Source organism: Micromonospora violae, assembly GCF_004217135.1.
Taxonomy (GTDB): domain Bacteria; phylum Actinomycetota; class Actinomycetes; order Mycobacteriales; family Micromonosporaceae; genus Micromonospora; species Micromonospora violae.
The window spans coordinates 6420736-6442341 of record NZ_SHKK01000001.1 but is presented as its reverse complement, the minus strand read 5'-3'; the positions used below and the strand labels follow the sequence as shown (position 1 = coordinate 6442341).

The following is a 21606-nucleotide window of genomic DNA, read 5'->3' as shown; positions in this document are numbered from 1 at the left end:
TAACAGGTTCTCGACCTGGTCGTTCGTCGTGCCCCGCGCCGGCGGGCGACTGGGCTACCGGCCCCTTGTGGTGGGGGGTGAGGTGCCACCGGTGCCGCGCGGAGTCCGCTCCGCGCGGCACCGGTACGGCGCGCCGACCCGCTGACGTCGACGGCCCGAACGGTTCACTTCGCGGTGAGCAACGCCGCGATCCGGGTGAAGCCGGCGCGTACCTCCGCCTCGTCGGGCGGTTCGGCGGGCTCACCGTGGCCCGCCTCGTCCGCGGCCGCGTCCAACTCCTCGTCGATCACGTCGTCGAAGTCCCCGTACAGATCGGCGCTCTCCACCTGCCGGGCCTCGTCCTCGGCGGCCACCTGCGCGGCGGCGATCTCGCTGCGGATCTCGTCGGCGGACAGCGCCGGCAGCAACGGCTCCACCACGGCCACCAACTGCTCGTCGGCCACCACCGCCTCGGCCAGGGCCAACGCGTGCGGCCGCTCGTACGGCCCGCAGACCACCGGCTCCCACTCGTCGAGGTCACCGAGCGGACCGAACGTGATGATCCACGGCAGGCCGAGGAGCGGCGACTCCGCCGGCAGGTCCAGTGTCATGAGTGCGCCCACCGGCTCATCATGGTCCGCGTACGCGAACGCCGACGCCGTTCTGCTCAGTTATCGCCCGTCCGACTGTCGATCAGCGGCCGGTCAGCCGGGGCGGACCGCGTCCAGGGCGGCGCGCACCAGGGCGAGCGCGGTGGCCGACGGTACGCCGAGCCGGGCCGCCTCCGCCGCGTAACCGGCCGCCGCCCGCTGCAACCGGTCGACGGCGTCGTCCCTGCCGGGGGCGACGAAAGTGCCGTTGCGCCCCCGGGTCTCCAGCAGCCCGGCCGCCTCCAACTCCCGGTAGGCGCGGGCCACCGTGTTCGCGGCCAACCGCAGGTCAGCGGCGAGCTGCCGGACGGTGGGCAGCCGGCTGCCCACCGGCAACCGGCCGTCGCCGATCAACTCGGCGAGCTGCACCCGCACCTGCTCGTACGGGGGCACTGACGAGTCCGGGTCAACCGAGATCAGCACCTGCGCGCCTTCCGTCATCAACCCGCACCGCCCGGCGTACCGGGATCGATGCCCTCGTCGACATCCTTCGCTGGCGGGGTGGTTCCGGCCAGGTCCACCACTCGGCCGTTGGTGCTGGTCGCGAGGAGCGCCGCGCCGAACAGCACCAACTGGTTGAGCAGGTAGAGGTAGAGCAGCAGGCCGACGGCGCCGGCCACCACGGTGTACGCCGGGTTCCGCTCGGTACGCACCACGTAGTACCGCCCGACGGTGTTCAGCAGCGTGATGCCGACCGCCACCAGCAGCACCACCGGGCGCAGCCGGGACCTGCTCATCCGCAGCCGGGGCACGGCGAGCAGCAGCGCGGTGGCGAGCACGGTGTTGACCAGCACGCTGAGCACCGCGCTGATCGTGGTCAGACCGACCGAGCCGGTGCTGCGCAGCAGGAAGCGCAGCAGCGACTCCAACGCGTCCACCGCCGCGACCGAGACACCGAGCAGCACGAAGACGCCGATCATCACGCCCAGGTCGACGAGCCGCCGCACCACCAGGTTGCCCGGCTGCTGGTTGAGCCGGTACATCAGCCGCTGCGAGGACCGGATGGCCTCCACCCAGCCGATCCCGGTGAAGACCAGGATGACCAGGCCGACCACACCGACGGTGTTGCTGGAGTTGGCGATCTGCTCGGCGTCCAGGAACGGCAGATTCTCCTTGAGGAAGTCAGCCGCGGCCGCGCTGACCTCGTCGTTGTCCTCCAGGATCGCGCCGAAGACGGAGAACGCGACCAGGGCGAGGGCGAACACCGCGAAGAAGCCGTAGTAGGCGATCGCCGCGGCCAACCGGCCGGCCAGCACCTCGCCGTAGAGCACGCCGGCCCGCCACACATGATCGAAGAACCCCGACCGGTGGCGCGCGGCGCTCACCCAGCGGTCGATGCCCTTCTCGATCCGGCCGATCACATTCACGCCAGCATCCTCGCCGATTCGCCACCGCTTAAGCGGCAACCGGCTTCCGGTGCTCGCCGGCCGGCGCGTCGCCGGCGCGTCAGTTGCCGACGCATCAGTCGCAGACGCTTCAGTCGCCGAGGCAGAAGTCCCGGCGAGGCTGCCACCTGGCCTGCCCGCTGTGCGAGAAGAGGGTGAACGCGCCGACCTCGAACATCGCGGAGAAGTCGGCCAGATCCTCGTACACCTTGTCCAGGGCCTCCGGTGCCACGTCCTGGGCCACCGTGACGTGCGGGTGGTACGGGAACCGCAGCTCGCGGTGCAGGCCCGGCGCCGCGGCGATGGCCGCGGCCAGCAGCTCACACTCGCTGATCCCGGCGGCCACCGCGACGAACACCACCTGGGTGACCGGCCGGAACGTGCCGGTGCCCCGCAGGTGCAGCGTGAACGGCAGGTGCGCGGCGGCGACGGCGGCCAGGTGCCGCTCGATCCCCGGCAGATTGGCCGTCCGGATCTCGGTGGGACCGAGCAGCGTCACGTGCGCGGGCACCGCCAGCGGATCACCGGCCTCGACCCGCCGCCGGGTGAGCTGGGCACCCCACGGCTCGGGAATGTCCACCGCGATGCCGATCTGGATGGTGTCGCCGGTCGGCGGCACCCCACCACTGCGATCCACGCTGCGCGCCGCCCCTCCGACCACCGACCCGTCCACCTGTACCGCGGCGCTACTCGCCGCGCACCGGCGGGAAGAAGCCCACCCGTTCGTACGTGGACCGCAGGGTCGTCGCGGCCACCGCACGGGCCTTCTCCGCGCCGGCCGCGAGCAGCTTGTCCAGCTGCGCCGGATCGTCGAGGTAGCCGCGGGTGCGCTCCTGGATCGGCCGGACGAAGTCCGCCACCACCTCGGCCAGCTCCTTCTTCAGATCGCCGTAGCCGCGGCCCGCGTACGCGGCCACCAACTCGTCGATGCTGCGGCCGCTGAGCGCTGAGTGGATGGTCAACAGGTTCGACACACCGGGCTTGGTCTCGGCGTCGAAGACGATCTCCCGACCGGTGTCGGTCACCGCCGAACGGATCTTCTTCGCCGACCGGGCCGGATCGTCGAGCAGGTCGATGATGCCGGCCGGTGAGGACGACGACTTCGACATCTTCGCGGTCGGGTCCTGCAAGTCGGTGATCTTGGCCGTGTCCTTGACGATGTGCGGCGCGGGCACCGTGAACGTGGCACCGAACAGCGAGTTGAACCGCTGGGCCAGATCCCGGGAGAGCTCCAGGTGCTGGCGCTGGTCCTCACCGACCGGCACCGCGTTGGCCTGGTAGAGCAGGATGTCGGCGGCCTGCAGGATCGGATAGGTGAACAGCCCGACGCTGGCCCGCTCGTTACCCTGCTTCTGCGACTTGTCCTTGAACTGGGTCATCCGGCTGGCCTCGCCGAAGCCGGTGATGCAGCCGAGCACCCAGGCCAGCTGCGGGTGCTCGGGCACCTGCGACTGGACGAACAGGGTGCTGCGTTCCGGGTCGAGCCCGACCGCGAAGAGCTGGGCCGCGGCCACCCTGGTGCGCTGGCGCAGCAGCGCCGGGTCGTGCCCGGCGGTGATGGCATGCAGGTCCACCACGCAGTAGAACGCGTCGTGCGTGTCCTGTAGGGCGACCCAGTGCCGCACCGCGCCCAGATAGTTGCCGAGGTGGAACGAGTCGGCTGTCGGCTGAATGCCGGAGAAGACGCGGGGCCGGGCGGGAACGTCGGACATGGCGATAATTCTGTCAGCAAGCGAGCTGGTCCGTCATGACGGGCCGGCGGGTCGGCTCCGGCCCGCCGGTGCCGAGGTGCTGACCTCGCGTGGTTCGCCCGCGCCGACCCGGCGCGTCGGCGCGACCGGGACCCGGCGGTGCTGCCCCGCCACCACCTCCCGGGCCGGCTGCGGGCCGCCCACCGAGGCCGGCGCGGCGTCGTACCCGCGGCTCTGCCCGGTGCTCTGCTCGCGGCGCTGCTCGGTGTTGCGCGCGGCGGAGACGGCGACTTGGGCAACCCGGCGGCCGTCCACCGCCAGCACCCGCAGCAGCCAGCCGGCCGACAGCTCGGCCGGACCGGGTGCCCCGACGTCGGCCGGTTCAGCGGGCACCAGCACCTCGTCCCCGGTCACCGGAAGCCGACCCAGCGCGGCCATCACGAACCCGCCCACCGTCTCGTACGGTCCGGCGGGTAGTGCCACACCGGTGCGCTCGGCGAAGTCAGCGAGGTTGAGCCGGCCGTCCACCACTGCGGGCAGGCCGGCGCGCTCCGGGTCCGGGGTGGCGTCGTACTCGTCGTGGATCTCACCGATCAACTCCTCGATGAGATCCTCCAGGGTGACGATCCCGGCCGTGCCGCCGTACTCGTCGACCACCACCGCGAGGTGCTGGCCCTCCCGGCGCATCTCGGTCAGCGCGGCGAGCACACGTTTGCTGCCGGGAAGCCGCTTCACCTCCCGGGCCAACTCGCCGACGGTGACGCACGGGTCGGTGTCCGGGCGCAGCAGCACGTCACGGAGGTGCACGAACCCGACCACGTCGTCATGGGTGCCGTCGGTGACCGGGTAGCGGGTGTGCGTCTCGGCGCGGACCAGTCGGGCGGCCTCCACGATGGTCAGCCGCGCCGGGAGGAAGACCACTTCGGTGCGCGGCATCATCACCTCGCGGATCAGACTGGCACCGGCCACCAGGACCTCGTCGATGATCCGCCGCTCGTCCGGGTCGAGCACCGTGTTCGCGGCGACCAGGTCCCGCAGGTCGGCCTCGGAGATGCGTTCCCGGCCAGCCGTCGGGCCGGTTCCGAGCAGGTCGGTGACGAGTCGGGTGGCACCGTCCGCGGCGCGGACCAGCACCCGGGCGACGGCCCGGGCGAGCGGGCCAGGGTCGCGGCGGGGGTGTGCCCGCGCGCGCCGCCGGAGCCCGGTACGGGCCACTTCCCGCATGACAGAGATGGTAGACACCGAGGGCCCACCGCACCGGGGATGTTCGGCTCTGTTTAATCATGAGAGTTTATGATGGAATGAGCCGACGGTGGTGCCGGTGAAGGCCACCGCCCTAGTGTGATCACCGAAGGGCCACGTCCCGGGCGGGCCAGGCAGGGAGGCAACGACGTGAAACTGCTCGTCACCGGGGGCGCCGGCTTCATCGGGAGCGTGGTGACCCGCATGCTGCTCGACGCCGGCCACCAGGTGGTCATCCTGGACGACCTGCGCACCGGCCACCGCGAAGCCCTCGCTCCGGACGCCACTCACGTCGAGGCGTCCATCCACGACGCCGCCCGCGTCATCACCGCGGACGCCGGGTTCGACGGGGTGCTGCACTTCGCCGCCCTGATCGCCGCCGGCGAGTCGATGGTCAAGCCGGAGCTGTACTGGCAGAACAACACCGTCGGCACCCTCGCCCTGATCGACGCGGTACGGGCCGCCGGGGTGCCACGGCTGGTCTTCTCCTCCACCGCCGCCGTCTACGGCAACCCCACCGAGCTGCCCATCACCGAGAACGCGGTCAAGGCACCAACCAACACGTACGGCGCCACCAAACTCGCCGTCGACATGGCCCTCACCTCCGAGGCGATCGCGCACGGGCTGGCCGCCGTGTCGCTGCGCTACTTCAACGTGGCCGGCGCCCACCTCGACGGCGACATCACGCTCGGCGAACGGCACGACCCGGAGACGCACCTGATCCCGATCGCGCTGGACGTCGCCGCCGGTCGGCGGGAGAAGCTCCAGCTCTTCGGGGACGACTACCCCACCGTGGACGGCACCTGCGTCCGCGACTACATCCACGTCGCCGACCTGGCCCGCGCGCATCTGCTGGCGCTCGACGCGGCCACCAGCGGCCAGCACCGGATCTACAACCTGGGCAACGGCAACGGCTTCACCAACCGCCAGGTCGTCGACGTGGTCCGCGAGGTCACCGGGCACCCCCTGCCCGTCGAGGTCGCACCGCGTCGCGAGGGCGACCCGGCCGAGCTGGTCGCCTCGTCCACACTGGCCCGCGACGAGCTGGGCTGGGTGCCACAGAAGCCGACCCTGCACGACATGGTCGGGGACGCCTGGGCGTTCTACCGCGCCCACATCCTGGGGCACCAGTGAGCGCGAGGAGTGAGCCGGGTTTGCGAGCCCCGCAGTCGCGAACGAAAGGCGACACCGTGAGTAACCCGGGCGGCGATGTCGTCGAGCGGGCCGCGGCCGGTTTCTCCGCGCAGTTCGGCGGCGAGGCTTCCGGCCGTTGGGCGGCCCCGGGGCGAGTCAACCTGATCGGCGAGCACACCGACTACAACGAAGGCTTCGTGCTGCCGTTCGCGCTGCCGATGCGTACGATCGTCGCCGCCGACCGGCAGGACGGGGAGCACTGGACGGTCTGGTCCGAGCTCTCCGGCGAGACGATCACCCTCGGCGCGGACGACGTCGCCGAGCCGGGTCGGGTCACCGGCTGGGGCGCGTACGTCGCGGGGGTGGTCTGGGCACTGCGCGAGGCGGGTAATCCGGTGCCGGGTGCCCGGCTGGCGATCGCCTCCGACGTGCCGCTGGGTTCCGGGCTCTCCTCCTCGGCTGCGCTGGAGTCAGCCGTGCTGGCTGCCCTGCTCGACCTCGGCGGGCTGGAGCTCGCCCCGGCACTCCAGCCCCGGCTGGCGCAGCGGGCGGAGAACGTCTACGTGGGCGCGCCGACCGGGATCATGGACCAGTCCGCGGCGATCCGTTGCCGCGCCGGGCACGCCCTCTTCCTCGACTGTCGTGACGAGTCGGTCGAGCACATTCCGTTCGATCTGGACGCCGCCGGGCTGGCTGTGCTGGTCGTCGACAGCCGGGCCCCGCACCGCCACGCCGACGGGGAGTACGCGGCCCGCCGTCGTTCCTGCGAGGCCGGGGCCGGCGCGCTCGGCGTTGCCGCCCTGCGGGACGTGGGCGTCGACCAGCTCGACGACGCGTTGGCGCAGCTCGACGACGAGGAGACCCGGCGACGGGTCCGGCACGTGGTGACCGAGGACCAGCGCGTCCTGGACACTGTGGCGCTGCTGCGCGCCGCCCGGGTCCGCGACATCGGCCCGCTCCTGACGGCCTCGCACGTCTCGATGCGCGACGACTTCGAGATCACCGTGCCGGAGATCGACACCGCGGTCGAGGCGGCGTTGTCGGCCGGTGCGTTGGGCGCCCGGATGACCGGCGGTGGCTTCGGCGGATGCGTGCTCGCGCTGGTCGAGGCCGACCGCGCCGATGCGGTGGCCGACGCCGTGGCCGACGCGTACGCGGAGCGCGGTTTCACCGCCCCCGGCACGGTGACCGTCCTCCCGGCCCCCGGCGCCACCCGCCTGGACTAATCCTCACCCCACCCCGGTGATCAAGAAGTTTGCGTCAATTCGAACCCGAAGGCTGACGCAGACCTCTTGATCACCGGGGGTGGAGGGTGGGGTTAGCTGGCTTCGACGATCATGGCGGCGCCCACCGTGCGGTTGGTCGCCTCGTCGATGATGACGAAGCCGCCGGTGGTGCGGTTGCGGCGGTACTCGTCGGCCAGCAACGGCACGGTCGTACGCAGTCGCACCCGGCCGATCTCGTTGAGCCGCAGCTCGTCGGCCGACTCGTCGCGGTGCAGCGAGTTGATGTCCAGCCGGTAGTGCAGCCCGCGCACGATCGCCCGAGCCGACCGGGTGGTGTGCTTGATCGCGTACCGGCCGCCGATCCGCAGCGGGGCCGTCTCGTCCATCCAGCAGACCATCGCCTCGATGTCCTGGGCCACCGCCGGTGCGTTGTTCGGCCGGCAGATCAGGTCGCCCCGCGAGATGTCGATCTCGTCGGCCAGTCGTACCGTCACCGACATCGGCGGGAACGCCTCCGGGACCGGCCCGTCGGCGGTCTCCACGGCGGCGATCCGGCTGGTGAAGCCCGACGGCAGCACCATCACCTCGTCGCCCGGCTTCAGCACGCCGGAGGCGACCTGACCGGCGTAGCCGCGGTAGTCGGTGACCGTGGTGGACTGCGGACGGATCACGTACTGCACCGGGAACCGGACGTCGACCAGGTTGCGGTCGCTCGCGATGTGCACCCGCTCCAGGTGGTGCAGCAGCGACGGGCCCTCGTACCAGGGCATGTTCTCCGAACGGGTGACGATGTTGTCGCCCCGCAACGCGGAGATCGGCACCACGGTCAGGTCCGGTACGTCGAGTTTCGCCGCGAACGCGGTGAACTCGTCGGCGATCTTCTCGTAGACCTCCTGCGACCAGTCGACCAGGTCCATCTTGTTGACACAGAGGACCAGGTGCGGCACCCGCAGCAGGGAGCAGAGGAACGCGTGCCGGCGGGACTGCTCGACCAGGCCCTTGCGCGCGTCCACCAGGATCAGCGCCAGGTCCGCCGTCGACGCCCCGGTGACCATGTTGCGGGTGTACTGGATGTGCCCGGGGGTGTCGGCGATGATGAACTTGCGCCGGGGGGTGGCGAAGTAGCGGTACGCCACGTCGATGGTGATGCCCTGTTCCCGCTCGGCACGCAGCCCGTCGGTGAGCAACGCCAGGTTGGTGTATTCGTCACCACGGGCGGCGCTGACCGCCTCCACCGCGGCCAACTGGTCGGTGAAGAGCGACTTGGTGTCGTAGAGCAGCCGCCCGATCAGGGTCGACTTCCCGTCGTCCACGCTGCCGGCGGTGGCGAACCGCAGCAGGTCCATCGCCCGGGGCTCCGGCCCGGCCCCGGTGACAGCCAGCGCGTCCGCATTCGCGGAGGCCACGATCTCGGTGCTCATCAGAAGTAGCCCTCCCGCTTGCGGTCCTCCATGGCGGCCTCGCTGACCCGGTCGTCACCGCGGGTGGCGCCACGCTCGGTGATCCGGGTGGCCGCCACCTCCTCGATGACCTTCTCCACGGTGTCCGCGTCGGAACGGACCGCCGCGGTGCAGGAGGCGTCGCCCACGGTGCGGTAGCGCACCTGCGCCTTGAACCGCTCCTCACCCGCGCGGGGGCGGAAGAACTCGTTGACGGCGTAGAACATGCCGTCCCGTTCGATCACCTCGCGCTCGTGGGCGTAGTAGATCGAGGGCAGCGGGATGCGTTCCCGGGCGATGTAGTGCCAGACGTCCAGCTCGGTCCAGTTGGACAGCGGGAACACCCGGATCGACTCACCCGGGTGGTGCCGGCCGTTGTACAGCGACCACAGCTCCGGGCGCTGGTTCTTCGGGTCCCACTGGCCGAACTCGTCGCGGAAGCTGAACACCCGCTCCTTCGCCCGAGCCTTCTCCTCGTCCCGGCGGGCGCCGCCGAACAGCGCGTCGAAGCGGTGCTTCTCCACCGCGTCCAGCAGCACCGGTGTCTGGATCCGGTTGCGCATGCCGTCTGCGGACTCCCGGACCATGCCGCTGGCCAGGGCCTCCGGCACGCTCGCCACCACGAGTTGCAACCCCAGCTCGGCGACCCGTTGGTCGCGGTACTCCAGAACCTCGGGGAAGTTGTGCCCGGTGTCGACGTGCATGACCGGGAAGGGGATGTTGGCCGGGGCGAACGCCTTCTGCGCCAGCCGCAGCATGACGATCGAGTCCTTGCCACCGGAGAAGAGCAGCACCGGGCGTTCCATCTCGGCGACCACCTCGCGCATCACGAAGACGCTCTCCGCTTCCAAGGCGTCCAGATGAGAGACCTGGTAGGCGGCGGGGGTGGTCATGACACCGGCTCGATTCGCTCGCTCATCCGATTTCCAGACCTTTCCGGTCGGGCATGTCAAGAAAGTCCGCTCAGGTTACCCGGAATGTTTCTGCAGCGCTGCAAGCAACCGGGTGGCGAGATCCTTGCGGCAGACCAGGAGGTCGGGCAGCCGCGGATCCGCCTCGTTGTATTTCAGCGCAGAACCGTCGATCCGGGAAGCGTGCAGTCCGGTGGCCGTCGCCACAGCGACCGGGGCGGCCGAGTCCCACTCGTACTGCCCACCTGCGTGGATGTACGCGTCCACCTCGCCGGTGACCACGGCCGCGATTTTCGCGCCGGCCGAGCCCATCGGCACCAGGTGCGCCCCGACGTCCTCGGCGAGATCGCTCAGGAAGACCGGCGGCCGGCTCCGACTCGCCGCCAGGCGGATCTTCCGCTCGCCGGCCGTCGCCGCTTCCACCGTCATCGGCGGGTACGCCGGCGGGTAGTCCGTGCCCAGCACCCGCTGCTGCGCCGGCAACCCCACCGCCCCGGCGATCAGCCCGTGCGGACTCGGCGCGTTGCGCGCCCAGAGCGCCACGTGCACCGCCCAGTCCGAGCGGCCCTCCTCGGAGAACTCCCGGGTGCCGTCCAACGGGTCGACGATCCAGACCCGATCCGCGGTCAGCCGCGACACCGCCCCGGTGTTCACCTCCGCGGCCCAGGCCAACCGCGACCCCTCGTCCTCCTCGGAGAGCACCGCGTCACCCGGACGCCACTTCGCCAACTCGGTGCGGATCAGGTCGTGCGACACCTTGTCCCCGGCCGACTTCAACGCACCGGTGTCGGCGAAACCCATCTCCGTGCGCAGGTCGAGCAGGGCCTGCCCGGCCCGGGACGCCAACCATCGGGCGAACGCGCCATCGATCATCGGAGGACTGCTCATCTGCCCGCTCCCGTCGTCTCGCCGCGCTGCCCGCACGGGCCGATCCGCCGCGACTCGCGTCGCCGGTCGCGGCACGCCGAAAGGCGCAGACTACCGGCCCGCCGTTTCCGATCGGGTACGCCCCGCCCGGCTCAGCTGCCGTGGTAGAGGTTCTGCGTCGGCTCGACGCCCTTGGTGACCACCGACTCCACCATGTCGGCAGCCCGGTCCACCAGGAAATCCAGCTCCTTGCGCTCGGCCGCGCCAAAATCCGACAGCACATAATCCGCCGGATCCTGCCGCCCCGGCGGTCGGCCGACACCGAACCGCACCCGGGCGTAGTCCTTGGTGCCCAACGACTTCGACATCGAGCGCAGGCCGTTGTGCCCGCCCTCGCCGCCGCCGAACTTGACCCGCAGCTGGCCGAACCCGATGTCCAGCTCGTCGTGCACCGCGATCACCTGCGCGGCCGGCACCTTGTAGAACTGCGCCAGCGCCGCGACCGGCCCGCCGGAGAGGTTCATGTACGTCAGTGGCTTCACCAGCACCAGCTTCGGCCCACCGAACCCCAGCCGCGCCTCAGCCACCTCGGCGACCGCCCGCTTGTGCCGACCGAAACGCGCACTCACCCGTCCGGCCAGCAGCTCGGCCACCATGAACCCGACGTTGTGCCGGTTGCCGGCGTACTCCCGACCCGGGTTGCCCAGGCCGACCACCAGCCACGGCCTCGCCTCGTCCGTCACGATTCGTCCCTTCCGACGCCCACCGCAGCGACTCCCGATATGCCGACAGGCGCCCCCGAACATCCGGGGACGCCTGTCGCACAGTACGAACCGATCAGGCCTCGGTGCGCGCCTCGGTCGTCTCGTCGCCCTCGGCGGCCGGGGCGGCGTCCGCGTCCTCGGAGCCCTCGGTGGTCTCGCCGACCTCGGCCTCGGCCTCGTCGGTGGCGACCTCGATCTCGGGCAGCGTCGCCTCGAGCTGCTCGGCGGTCGGGGCGGCGGTCACCGACGCGACGGTCAGCTCCGAGTCGACGGCCAGCTCGACGCCGGCCGGCAGGGTGACGTCGCTGGCGCTGACCTGGGTGCCCGCCTCCAGGCCCTCGATCGACGCCTCGAGGTGGTCCGGGACCTTGGTGGCGTCCGCGGTCACCGAGAGGGTGTCGTGGTCGTGCACGATCAGGGTGTCCTTCGCGGCCTCGCCGGTCAGCTGCACCGGGACCTCGACGGTGACCTTCTCGCCGCGACGGACCAGGAGCAGGTCGACGTGCTCGAAGGTGTCGCGGATCGGGTCACGCTGGATCGCCTTCGGCAGCGCCAGCACCTGGGTGCCGTCGGTGATGTCGATCGCGAAGAGCTGGTTGGCGCCACCCTTACGGATCGCGGCGGCGAACTCCCGCGACGGCAGCGCGATGTGCTTGGGCTTCTCGCCGTGGCCGTACAGCACGGCGGGCACCTTGCCGGCCCGGCGGGTACGGCGGGCACCACCCTTGCCGAACTCGGTACGGGGCTCGGCGCTGATCTTTACCTCGGACACGGGGAAACTCCTGATGCTTTTCGCTGCGGCGGCTTGTCGTCTGGCGGTGCTGGGGCGAGGGGCTCGCTGGGGCTCATGCGTCATGAACGACTGCCCGGAGCACCGCGTCGATGACGGTGCCTCCGTGCGGCGCTTTTCAGCGGCCCGCCGGGCACCCTCGCCGTGGCAACCGCACCAGTCTACCCGAGCTGTTTCCAGGGTTTCCGGCAGTCCCCGGTCACGGCCTAGGACCGGCGCGCCGGTGGTGCTCCCACCAGCGTGCCGGCCCCCTTTTCCGCCAGTGTGCCAGCCCGCCCCGCCCCGCGTGTCAAGTGGCGGAAACCGGGCTCAGGCTCAGCTCAGGCCACCGAAGAGGGTGGTCACCGAGCCGTCGTCGAAGACCTCCCGGATCGCCCGCGCCAGCAGCGGCGCGATCGACAACACCGTGAGCTTGTCCAACTGCTTCTCCGGCGGGAGCGGCAGCGTGTTCGTCACCACGATCTCGCTGATCGAGCTGTTCTTCAGCCGCTCGGTGGCCGGGTCGGAGAGCAGCGCGTGGGTGGACGCGACCACGATCTCCGCAGCACCCGACTCCTTGAGAATGTCGGCGGCCTTGGCGATCGTGCCGCCGGTGTCGATCATGTCGTCGACGATCAGGCAGACCCGGCCTTCCACCTCGCCGACCACCCGGTTCGCCACGACCTGGTTCGGCTTCATCGGGTCGCGGGTCTTGTGGATGAACGCCAGCGGGCAGCCGCCCAGCCGGTCGGTCCACCGCTCGGCCACCCGCACCCGGCCCGAGTCCGGTGCGACCACGGTCATCGGCCGGCCGGCGTACTTGTGCTCCACGTACTCGGCCAGGATGTCCATCGCGAAGAGGTGGTCCACCGGGCCGTCGAAGAAGCCCTGGATCTGCGCGGTGTGCAGGTCGACGGTGAGGATGCGGTTCGCGCCGGCGGTCTTCAGCAGGTCCGCCACCAGGCGGGCCGAGATCGGCTCCCGACCGCGGTGCTTCTTGTCCTGGCGCGCGTACGGGTAGAACGGCAGCACCACGGTGATCCGCTTGGCGGACCCCCGCTTCAGCGCGTCCACCATGATCAGGGTCTCCATGACCCAGGTGTTCACCCCGTGCGTGACGGACTGCACCACGAAGGCGTCCGAACCACGCACCGAGTCCTTGAACCGTACGAAAATCTCGCCGTTGGCGAACTCGTAGGCGTCGGCCGGGGTCGGCGCGACGCCGAGCACCTCGCCGATCTCCTTGGCCAACTCCGGAAAGCCACGTCCGGAAAAGAGCATCAGGCTTTTGCGGTTTTCGGCGACGATGCTGCCCATGGGCCCGTCTGCTCCCGTTTTGTCGGCGGTACCCGACCCGGTGGTGGTGGGTCAGGGACTATTCGGTTGCAGTATCTCCCGAGCCGGATGCGCCGCCCACCGTCTCGGCCACCCCGTGCATTGCCTCACTGTCACTTGCAGCGCCGGCCACCCCCGACGCACCCTCGGCGTCGCCGACTCGCTGCGCACCCTTGGCGTCCCGGGCCCGCTGCGCCGCCTCCGCCGCGGCTGTGCCGGCGCGGCGCATGACCACCCAGCCCTCGATGTTGCGCTGGCGCGCCCTGGCGACACCCATCGCGCCCGCCGGCACGTCGTCGACGATCACCGAACCAGCCGCCGTGTACGCCCCGTCGCCCACCTCGACCGGCGCCACGAACATGTTGTCCGCGCCGGTCCGGGCGTGGCTGCCGATCACCGTGCGGTGCTTGTTGACCCCGTCGTAGTTCACGAAGACCGACGCGGCGCCGATGTTGGTCTGCTCGCCGATCGTCGCGTCACCGACGTACGTCAGATGCGGCACCTTCGAGCCGGCCCCGATCTGCGAGTTCTTCACCTCGACGAACGTGCCGACCTTCGCCTTCTCGGCCAGCTGGGCGGCCGGCCGCAGGTACGCGTACGGCCCGACGCTCGCGCCCGCGCCGACCTCCGCGCCGACGGCGTGGCTGCGGATCACCGACGCGGCGGGGCCGACGACCGTGTCGACCAGCGTGACGTCCGGGCCGATCAGCGCGCCCGCGCCGACCACCGTGCTGCCGCGCAGCTGGGTGTTCTGGTCGACCACCGCGTCCCGGTCGAGCGCGACCGTCACGTCGATCCAGGTGGTGGCGGGGTCGAGCAGGCTCACCCCGGTGCGCATCCACGCCTCGTTGATCCGGTCGCGCAGCAGCCGGCGCAGCGTGGCCAGCTCCACCCGGTCGTTGCAGCCCAACGTCTCGACGTGGTCCACGGCGACGTGCACCGCCACCGGCTCACCGGCCGAGCGGAGCAGACCGAAGACGTCGGTCAGGTACTCCTCGCCCTGGTCGTTGTCGGTGGAGAGCTTGCCCAGCGCTTCGCGCAGCCGCGCCGCGTCGAACGCGTAGATGCCGGCGTTGATCTCCCGGATCGCGCGCTGCGTCGGGTCGGCGTCGCGTTCCTCCACGATCTGCTCCAGCCGGCCGTCGGCGTCCCGGACGATCCGGCCGAGGCCGGTCGGGTCGGGCACCTCGGCGGCCAGCACGGTGGCCGCCGCGGCGGCCTCCTCGTGGGCGGTCACCAGCGCGCCCACCGTCTCGGGTCGCAGCAGCGGCACGTCTCCGTTGATCACCACGACCGTGCCGGCGCCGTCCGGTACGGCGTCCAGCGCGATCCGCACGGCGTGCCCGGTGCCGAGTTGCTCGGCCTGGAGCACCGGGGTGGCGTCCGGGGCGATCTCGGACAGGTGCGCCCGGACCTGGTCGGCGCCGTGCCCCACCACCACGACGGTGCGGTCCGCGCCCAGCGGGGCGGCGGCGCTCAGCACGTGACCGAGGAGGGTGCGGCCCAGCAGCGGGTGCAGCACCTTGGGCAGTGTCGACTTCATCCGCTTGCCCTCACCGGCGGCGAGCACGACGACGGTACGGAGGTGGGGCTGGGGCACGACGTGGCTCCCGTCGGGACGGCGGACACTCTCGCGGCCATGCTAGTCGCGAGGCCCGGCACGGTCCCCCGTTACCCCCACCAGGCCCTAAAACGGACGTAGGTGGGCAGCTCGGCCGCCAGGGTTCGAACCTGAAATACGGGTACCAAAGACCCGGGTGTTGCCAGTTACACCACGGCCGATCAGCGACGCGAGCACGTCGCAGGAGGGATTGGACATCCCGCCGCTACACCTTAGCGTCCCGGCCGCCGGTTGCCATCGCTCATCCCGGCGCCCTGCGCGCGACAGGCGTCGGGCGACGCCGGGACGGTGCCCGGCGGGCAGCCGGGCGGCCCGCTTCCGGGGCCGTTCACGGACCCGTCGCAAACCTTGCTGACCTGCGACTTCGAGCGGTTACGTGAGGGGGATTCGAAACTTCCCCGTGCGATCTACGGTGCCGTAAGTTACGGTGACGTAGGCGTAACTTCGTGATCGTTTTCCTTCCCCCTGCGAGGTCCCATGTCCACTGCCCTGCTCGATCCCAACACCGCCGGCCCCGGCCCCAAACCACTCACCGACGGCAGCCAGTCCCCCGGCATCCTGGCCGCCCTCTGGGCTTTCGTGGTGATCCCCTTCGTCGCCCTGCTGGTCGCCGTGCCGGTGGCGTGGGGCGGCTGGCTGGGCTGGACCGACGTGCTCATCGGCCTGGTCTGGTACGTCGTCTCCGGGCTCGGCATCACCGTCGGCTTCCACCGCTACTTCACGCACGGCTCGTTCAAGGCCAAGCGGTGGCTGCGGGTGACTCTGGCGGTCGCGGGTTCGCTGGCGGTGCAGGGCGAGATCATCCAGTGGGTCGCCGACCACCGGCGGCACCACGCCTTCTCCGACCTGGAGGGTGACCCGCACTCGCCGTGGCGCTTCGGCACCAGCTTCTGGGCGTTGACCCGGGGCCTGTTCCACGCGCACGTGGGCTGGCTGTTCCGCCGGGAGCTGTCCAACCGGGAGCGGTTCGCACCGGACCTCATCGCCGACCGGGACATCAGCCGGGTCGATCGGCTCTTCCCCGCGCTGGTGGCGATCTCGCTGCTCGGCCCGGCGCTGATCGGCGGCCTGGTGACCTGGTCCTGGCAGGGTGCGCTGACCGCGTTCTTCTGGGCCGGGCTGGTCCGGATCGGCCTCCTGCACCACGTCACGTGGGCGATCAACTCGGTGTGCCACGTCTATGGCGAGCGTCCGTTCGCGATGCGCCAGGGCGACCGCGCGTCGAACTTCTGGCCGCTGGCGATCCTGTCGTTCGGCGAGAGCTGGCACAACCTGCACCACGCCGACCCGACCAGCGCCCGGCACGGCGTGTTGCGCGGTCAGGTGGACATCTCGGCCCGGGTGATCTGGTTGTTCGAGAAGGTCGGCGCGGCGACGCAGGTGCGCTGGCCAAAGCCGGAGCGGCTCGCCGCGAAGCTCGTGAAGCCGGTCGCACCGCGCTGAAACCGGGCGGTGCACGGTGATGCCGCCTGGCAGGATGGCCGGATGACCGAGCCATGCGGGGGGACCGGGCGGCTTGGCCGGCGGGGGGCCGGGCCCGATCCGGGTACGGTCGAACGGCGCGGCAGGGTGGTCGGACCGCCCGCCAGTGAGGCGACGACGTGAACGGGCACAGCGGAGGAACCATCCCACGGCAGGGCGTCACCGAGCGCCAGCAAGGCGGCGAGATGCCTGAGGTAAACGGAGACGCGGTGGCCCGCGTCGGCGGCCGACGGGCGGCACCGGCGGCGGCACCGAAAGCCAAGGCACCCTCCCGGGTCCGGATGTCGGCGGCCCAGCGACGGGAGCAGTTGATCGCGACCGGCCGGCAACTCTTCGCCGAGCGCGGCTTCGACGCCACCTCCATCGAGGAGGTGGCGGCTCGCGCCAAGGTCTCCAAGCCGGTGGTGTACGAGCACTTCGGAGGCAAGGAAGGGCTCTACGCGGTGGTGGTGGACCGGGAGGTCCGAGCCCTGCTGGATCGGATCACCACGGCGTTGACCGCCGGGCACCCGCGCGAGCTGCTGGAACAGGCGGCGCTGGCCCTACTGGGCTACATCGAGGAGGAGACCAGCGGATTCCGGGTTCTGGTCCGCGAGTCGCCGCTGATGTCCGCGACCGGCACCTTCAGCAGCGTGATGAACGACGTGGCGCACCAGGTCGAGCACATCCTGGGCGCCGAGTTCAAGAGCCGCGGGTACGACCCGAAGCTCGCCGAGTTGTACTCGCAGGCCCTGGTGGGCATGGTTGCGCTGACCGGCAGTTGGTGGCTGGAGGTGCGCAAGCCGCGCAAGGAGACGGTGGCGGCGCACCTCGTCAACCTCGCCTGGAACGGGCTGTCGCACCTGGAGGCGAAGCCGACCCTGATCACCGCGCGCCGCCACTGACCCTGATCAGCGCACTGCCGCTGCCCCCTGGTCAGCGGCGGTGCATGTCGGCCACCGGGTGCTTGCGGTTCTCCAGCTCCGCCTCGGCGTGCTCCGGTGGCCCGACCTTGTCGTAGAGGCCCGTGCCGAGCAGGATCAGGCCGAACAGCATCGACACGACCACTGTCGACATCGAGAAGTTGAGGAAGTTCGCCTCGGTCTGCAGCACCGACATCATCAGGATGCTGGTCACCAGGAACACCACACCGGCGGTGAGGTTCATGTAGTGGCCGAGGTTGGTGCGCCGCGAGGCCCCGATGATCAGGACGACCCCGAAGATCACCGAGGCGAGCGAGAAGGCCAGGTTGGTCCGGAGCCCGAGCGCCCACGTGCTGGTGCGGGCAAAGAGCGGATCGCCGATCGTCTCGGCGACGCCCCAGACACCGAAGACCAGGATGTAGACGCCGATCAGCCCGGAGAGGACCCGGTAGAGCGGCCGTGCCGGATGGTTGACCGGAAAATGCGGCATACCCCTGACCCCATCCACCTGAGTTCGACCGTTTCAGGGGAATTGTCGCCCAGGTGAAACCCAACTGTCCGAAGAACCACAAAGCCGGAAGGGTCCGCCGAAGGCTGGACCAGGTCAGGTTTTCGCCGGAGCCCGAGCTGCGCAGGGATCAAGCCTGACCGCCCGGAGCAGATCGGGCTCCGGCGAAAACCACAGCCGCAACCAAAAAGTCAGAGGACCAGGCGAGCCTTCTGGAACGCCTCCGCCTCATCCTCCGTACCGACCTTGCCGTACATGCCGACCATGAGCAGCACCAGGGCGGCCGTCATCACCACGATCACGGTGCTGATGCTGAAGTTGAAGATGTTGGCGTCGGTCCGGATGAACGCGAGACCGGCCAGGCTGATCACCATCAGGCCGTACGCCAGCCACTGGTTGATCGCCACGTCGATGTTGCGGCCGAGCGCGGTGCCGACCAGCACGACGAGCCCGAGCAGCGCGCAGAGCAGCGAGAAGCCGAGGTTGGTGCCCTGACCGAGGACCCGGGTGTCGTCCTGGGCGAGGATCTCGTTGCCGGTGCTCGCGATGATGCCGAGCACACCGAAGACGACCAGGTACAGACCGGTCAGCCCGCCGATCGCCCGGTAGATCGGCCGCGCGGGGTGGTTGACGGGGGTGTGGGCCATGTCTGTGTCTCCAACGCCGTGGGGTGAGGTGTCGCCGACGATTGTCTCGCATGTGGTGGTGTGACGCCGCACACGGGGCCCGGGCCGGCGCGCCCGGTCGATCAGCTCTCCGGCAGGTCCTCGGCGAGGGTCATCCAGCTCTCCTCGATCCGCTCCCGCTCGGCACGCAGATCCTTGAGCTGGGCGTCCAACTCGGCGACCCGGGCGTAATCGGTGGCGTCGGCGGCGAGCTGATCGAGCAGCGTGCTCTCCCGTTGGTCGAGCTTGCCGAGTTGCCGTTCCAACCGGGTCAGTTCCTTGCGGGCCTGGCGGACCTCGGCGGCGGACATGCCGCTGGCGGCCGGTCCGCTGGGCGCGACGGTCGGGCTGGACCCGGCGCGGCTGGTCCCGGCCCGCTCGGCGGTCCGCGCCAGGTATTCGTCCACCCCGCCCGGCAGGTGCACCAACCGACCGTCGCCGAACATCCCGTACGCCGTGTCGGTGACCCGCTCGATCAGGTACCGGTCATGGCTGGCCACGATGATCGTGCCGGGCCACGAGTCGAGCAGGTCCTCCAGCGCGGCGAGGGTGTCCGTGTCCAGGTCGTTGGTGGGCTCGTCGAAGAGCAGCACGTTGGGCTCGCCGGCCAGCAACCGCAGCATCTGCAACCGGCGGCGTTCCCCACCGGAGAGGTCGCTGACCGGGGTCCAGAGCCGGCGGTCGTCGAAGCCGAACACCTCGGCGAGCTGAGCCGCGGAGACCTCCCGGTCGCCGAGCTGAACCCGACGGGCGACCTCCTCCACCGCCTCCAACACCCGCAGGTGCCCGGGCAGCTCGCTGAGCTCCTGGGAGAGGAACGCGGGTCGCACGGTGGAGCCGGTGCCGAGGCGACCACCAGCGGGGCGGGTGATGCCGGCGAGCATCCGCAGCAGGGTGGTCTTGCCGGCGCCGTTGGCACCGAGGATGGCGATCCGGTCACCCGGGCCGACCAGCCAGCTGACGTCGCGCAGGATCTCCTTCGGGCCGGCGTGCAGCTCGACGTTCTCCAGCTCGTACACCTGCTTGCCGAGGCGCGAAACCGCCATCCGCTGCAACGACATGGTGTCGCGCGCCGGCGGCACGTCGGCGATCAACGCGTTCGCGGCGTCGATGCGGAACTGCGGCTTGGACGTCCGGGCGGGCGGGCCCCGGCGCAGCCAGGCGATCTCCTTGCGGAGCAGGTTCTGCCGACGGGCCTCGGTGGCGGCGGCGACCCGCTCCCGCTCGGCGCGGGCGAGGATCCAGGCGGCGAAGCCACCCTCGTAGGCGCGGACGGTCTGGTCGGCGACCTCCCAGGTGGTGGTGCAGACCGCGTCCAGGAACCACCGGTCGTGGGTGACCACGACCAGGGCGCCCTTGCGCCCGACCAGGTGCCGGGCCAGCCAGTCGACACCGCCGACGTCCAGGTGGTTGGTGGGCTCGTCGAGGATGAGCAGGTCGGAGTCACGGACGAGCAGCGCGGCGAGCGCCACCCGGCGTCGTTCGCCACCGGACATCGGGCCGACCGGCTGGTCGAGGCCGAGGTGCGGCATGCCGAGGCCGTCGAGGATGGCCCGCACCCCGGCGTCGCCGGCCCACTCGTGCTCGGCGCCCATGCCCTCGTCGAGCCAGGCGGTGCCGAGCACCACGTCCCGGACGGTGGCCTCGGCGGCGAGGGCGAGCTGCTGCGGCAGCCAGAGCACGCGCAGGTCACGGCGGTGAGTCACCCGGCCGTCGTCGGGGTCCTCCTGCTTGGTGAGCAGCCGCAGCAGGGTGGACTTGCCGGCGCCGTTGAGGCCGACCACACCGATCCGGTCGGCGTCGTCCAGGCCGAGCGAGACGTCCGTGAGCAGCCGCCCGGCGGCGCCGTACCCCTTGGACACCCGGTCCAGATTGACGATGTTCGCCACGTTCCACCCTTCATGATCAAAGCGTCCCGGTGCCGGCGGGCACCTGGACGCCTCTCCCAAGGGTACGCGGACGCCCCGAACGCCCGCGCCGTGTGCCGGCCGCCCCGGCGGAACCCGTGGTCAGCCGATGCGGGCGCCGGCCACCGGGCCGTGCGCGACCCTCGCCTGCCGGCAGACGCCCGCGGCGGTCAACTCGGCGGCGATCCGCTCCGCGGCGGCCCCGTCCGCGGCGAGGAACACGCACGTCGGGCCGGAGCCGGAGACGATGCCGGTGAGCGCGCCGGCCGCCTCGCCGGCCTTGAGAGTGTCGGCCAGCGCCGGGCGCATGGCCAGCGCGGCGTCCTGGAGGTCGTTGCCGAGCGTCCGGGCGAGCACCCGGGGGTCGCGCTGACGCAGCGCGCCGAGCAGGGCGTCCGTGCTGCCCAGCGGGGCGCCAGCGGCACCGGACTCGCGGAGCCGATCCAACTCCCGGTACGCGGCCGGGGTGGACAGGCCGACGTCGGCAATCGCCACCACCCAGTGCCAGGAGGTGGGGCGGACCAGCACCGGGCTGATCGCCTCACCCCGACCGGTGCCCAGCGCGGTGCCGCCGTAGATCAGGAACGGCACGTCGGAACCGAGGTCGGCGGCGATACCGGCCAACTCGTCACGGGACAGCCCGGTGCCCCAGAGCGCGTCGCAGGCCACCAGCGCGGCGGCCGCGTCGGCGCTGCCCCCGGCCAGCCCACCGGCGAGCGGGATCTGCTTGCGCAGGTGCAGGCGGGCGTGCGGCAGCACCCCCGCGTACCCGGCGAGGGCGTGCGCGGCGCGGATCACCAGATTGGTGTCGTCCAGGGCCAGCTCGCCGGTGCCCTCACCCTCCATGGTCAGGGCGAGGGTGTCGCCCCGGCGGGCCGTCAGCTCGTCGTAGATCGAGATGGCGTGGTAGATCGTGTTCAGCTCGTGGTAGCCGTCCCGACGCAGCGGGCCCACCCCGAGGTGCAGGTTGACCTTCGCGGGCACCCGCACCCGCACCGGGCCGACGGCCCCGCGTCGCTCGTCCTCGTCATCCGGTCGCCAGGCCTCGGTCACGGGGTGACGTCCCACAGGTGCAGGCGGATGTCGAACGGCTTGGCCACGATCAGCTCCTCGGCGTCCTGGGCGGGCA

The 21606-nt window shown here is 71.1% G+C and carries 21 protein-coding genes and 1 tRNA gene; 4 read left to right on the top strand and 18 right to left on the bottom strand.

Annotated features, from left to right (window positions below; translation table 11 throughout):
* Nucleotides 1-164 precede the first annotated feature (164 nt).
* The 6 genes from EV382_RS29230 to EV382_RS29205 all read right to left on the bottom strand — a co-directional run bounded on the left by EV382_RS29230 (nt 165) and on the right by EV382_RS29205 (nt 4929).
* Nucleotides 165-602 (bottom strand): hypothetical protein, encoded by a 438-nt coding sequence (locus EV382_RS29230; RefSeq protein ID WP_130407142.1) that lies wholly within the window; start codon nt 600-602, stop codon nt 165-167.
* Between the two features lie 81 nt (nt 603-683).
* Nucleotides 684-1070 carry a GntR family transcriptional regulator gene (locus EV382_RS29225; protein ID WP_130407140.1) on the bottom strand — a complete coding sequence of 129 codons (387 nt, stop codon included), beginning with the start codon at nt 1068-1070 and terminating at the stop codon, nt 684-686.
* Nucleotides 1070-1996: a YihY/virulence factor BrkB family protein gene (locus EV382_RS29220; RefSeq protein ID WP_130407138.1), complete on the bottom strand. Its 927-nt coding sequence runs from the start codon at nt 1994-1996 to the stop codon at nt 1070-1072. The genes EV382_RS29225 and EV382_RS29220 overlap by 1 nt, the downstream gene beginning before the upstream one ends.
* Nucleotides 1997-2105: 109 nt before the next feature.
* On the bottom strand, nt 2106-2675 hold the full coding sequence (locus tag EV382_RS29215) for a 2'-5' RNA ligase family protein (protein WP_208758515.1): 570 nt from the start codon (nt 2673-2675) through the stop codon (nt 2106-2108).
* A gap of 25 nt (nt 2676-2700) precedes the next feature.
* Nucleotides 2701-3726: a tryptophan--tRNA ligase gene (gene trpS / locus EV382_RS29210; RefSeq protein ID WP_130407134.1), complete on the bottom strand. Its 1026-nt coding sequence runs from the start codon at nt 3724-3726 to the stop codon at nt 2701-2703.
* Between the two features lie 33 nt (nt 3727-3759).
* Nucleotides 3760-4929: a hemolysin family protein gene (locus tag EV382_RS29205; RefSeq protein ID WP_425271952.1), complete on the bottom strand. Its 1170-nt coding sequence runs from the start codon at nt 4927-4929 to the stop codon at nt 3760-3762.
* 222 nt (nt 4930-5151) lie between these two features.
* Here EV382_RS29205 and galE point away from each other — a divergent pair, with 222 nt between their 5' ends.
* Together galE and galK are read left to right on the top strand one after the other, a co-directional pair.
* Nucleotides 5152-6081 (top strand): UDP-glucose 4-epimerase GalE, encoded by a 930-nt coding sequence (galE, locus tag EV382_RS29200; protein ID WP_244237011.1) that lies wholly within the window; start codon nt 5152-5154, stop codon nt 6079-6081.
* A 56-nt stretch (nt 6082-6137) separates the two neighbouring features.
* Complete coding sequence (galK, locus tag EV382_RS29195; RefSeq protein ID WP_130407130.1) at nt 6138-7307, top strand: galactokinase; 1170 nt, start codon at nt 6138-6140, stop codon at nt 7305-7307.
* 92 nt (nt 7308-7399) lie between these two features.
* Here the strand turns inward: galK and EV382_RS29190 are convergent, their stop codons facing one another.
* From EV382_RS29190 to EV382_RS29155, 8 genes are all read right to left on the bottom strand, one after another.
* A complete protein-coding gene (locus EV382_RS29190) occupies nt 7400-8728 on the bottom strand; it encodes a sulfate adenylyltransferase subunit 1 (RefSeq protein WP_425271951.1) in 1329 nt (442 codons plus the stop codon).
* Entirely contained in the window at nt 8728-9639 is a 912-nt protein-coding gene (gene cysD, locus EV382_RS29185; protein ID WP_130407128.1) for a sulfate adenylyltransferase subunit CysD, read from the bottom strand. Before cysD ends, EV382_RS29190 begins: the two co-directional genes overlap by 1 nt.
* Before the next feature lie 75 nt (nt 9640-9714).
* On the bottom strand, nt 9715-10545 hold the full coding sequence (locus EV382_RS29180) for an inositol monophosphatase family protein (protein ID WP_130407126.1): 831 nt from the start codon (nt 10543-10545) through the stop codon (nt 9715-9717).
* Nucleotides 10546-10676: 131 nt separating this feature from the next.
* Nucleotides 10677-11267 carry an aminoacyl-tRNA hydrolase gene (gene pth, locus EV382_RS29175; RefSeq protein WP_130407124.1) on the bottom strand — a complete coding sequence of 197 codons (591 nt, stop codon included), beginning with the start codon at nt 11265-11267 and terminating at the stop codon, nt 10677-10679.
* 94 nt (nt 11268-11361) lie between these two features.
* Entirely contained in the window at nt 11362-12060 is a 699-nt protein-coding gene (locus EV382_RS29170) for a 50S ribosomal protein L25/general stress protein Ctc (protein ID WP_130407122.1), read from the bottom strand.
* A gap of 333 nt (nt 12061-12393) precedes the next feature.
* Complete coding sequence (locus EV382_RS29165; RefSeq protein WP_030329105.1) at nt 12394-13374, bottom strand: ribose-phosphate diphosphokinase; 981 nt, start codon at nt 13372-13374, stop codon at nt 12394-12396.
* Nucleotides 13375-13432: 58 nt separating this feature from the next.
* A complete protein-coding gene (glmU, locus tag EV382_RS29160) occupies nt 13433-14992 on the bottom strand; it encodes a bifunctional UDP-N-acetylglucosamine diphosphorylase/glucosamine-1-phosphate N-acetyltransferase GlmU (RefSeq protein ID WP_130407120.1) in 1560 nt (519 codons plus the stop codon).
* Nucleotides 14993-15102: 110 nt separating this feature from the next.
* Nucleotides 15103-15174 (bottom strand) — tRNA-Gln (locus EV382_RS29155).
* Nucleotides 15175-15490: 316 nt separating this feature from the next.
* Between EV382_RS29155 and EV382_RS29150 the strand changes: the two genes are divergently transcribed.
* On the top strand, nt 15491-16456 hold the full coding sequence (locus EV382_RS29150; protein WP_130407118.1) for an acyl-CoA desaturase: 966 nt from the start codon (nt 15491-15493) through the stop codon (nt 16454-16456).
* Nucleotides 16457-16680: 224 nt separating this feature from the next.
* Nucleotides 16681-17379, top strand: a complete 699-nt coding sequence (locus EV382_RS29145; RefSeq protein ID WP_130407116.1) for a TetR/AcrR family transcriptional regulator — start codon at nt 16681-16683, stop codon at nt 17377-17379.
* 31 nt (nt 17380-17410) lie between these two features.
* Here the strand turns inward: EV382_RS29145 and EV382_RS29140 are convergent, their stop codons facing one another.
* From EV382_RS29140 to EV382_RS29125, 4 genes are all read right to left on the bottom strand, one after another.
* A complete protein-coding gene (locus EV382_RS29140; RefSeq protein ID WP_130407114.1) occupies nt 17411-17887 on the bottom strand; it encodes a DUF4383 domain-containing protein in 477 nt (158 codons plus the stop codon).
* Between the two features lie 209 nt (nt 17888-18096).
* Nucleotides 18097-18552, bottom strand: a complete 456-nt coding sequence (locus EV382_RS29135) for a DUF4383 domain-containing protein (RefSeq protein WP_130407112.1) — start codon at nt 18550-18552, stop codon at nt 18097-18099.
* Nucleotides 18553-18653: 101 nt separating this feature from the next.
* Entirely contained in the window at nt 18654-20459 is a 1806-nt protein-coding gene (locus tag EV382_RS29130) for an ABC-F family ATP-binding cassette domain-containing protein (RefSeq protein ID WP_130407110.1), read from the bottom strand.
* A gap of 120 nt (nt 20460-20579) precedes the next feature.
* Nucleotides 20580-21530, bottom strand: a complete 951-nt coding sequence (locus EV382_RS29125; RefSeq protein ID WP_130407108.1) for a 4-(cytidine 5'-diphospho)-2-C-methyl-D-erythritol kinase — start codon at nt 21528-21530, stop codon at nt 20580-20582.
* Nucleotides 21531-21606: the final 76 nt, after the last annotated feature.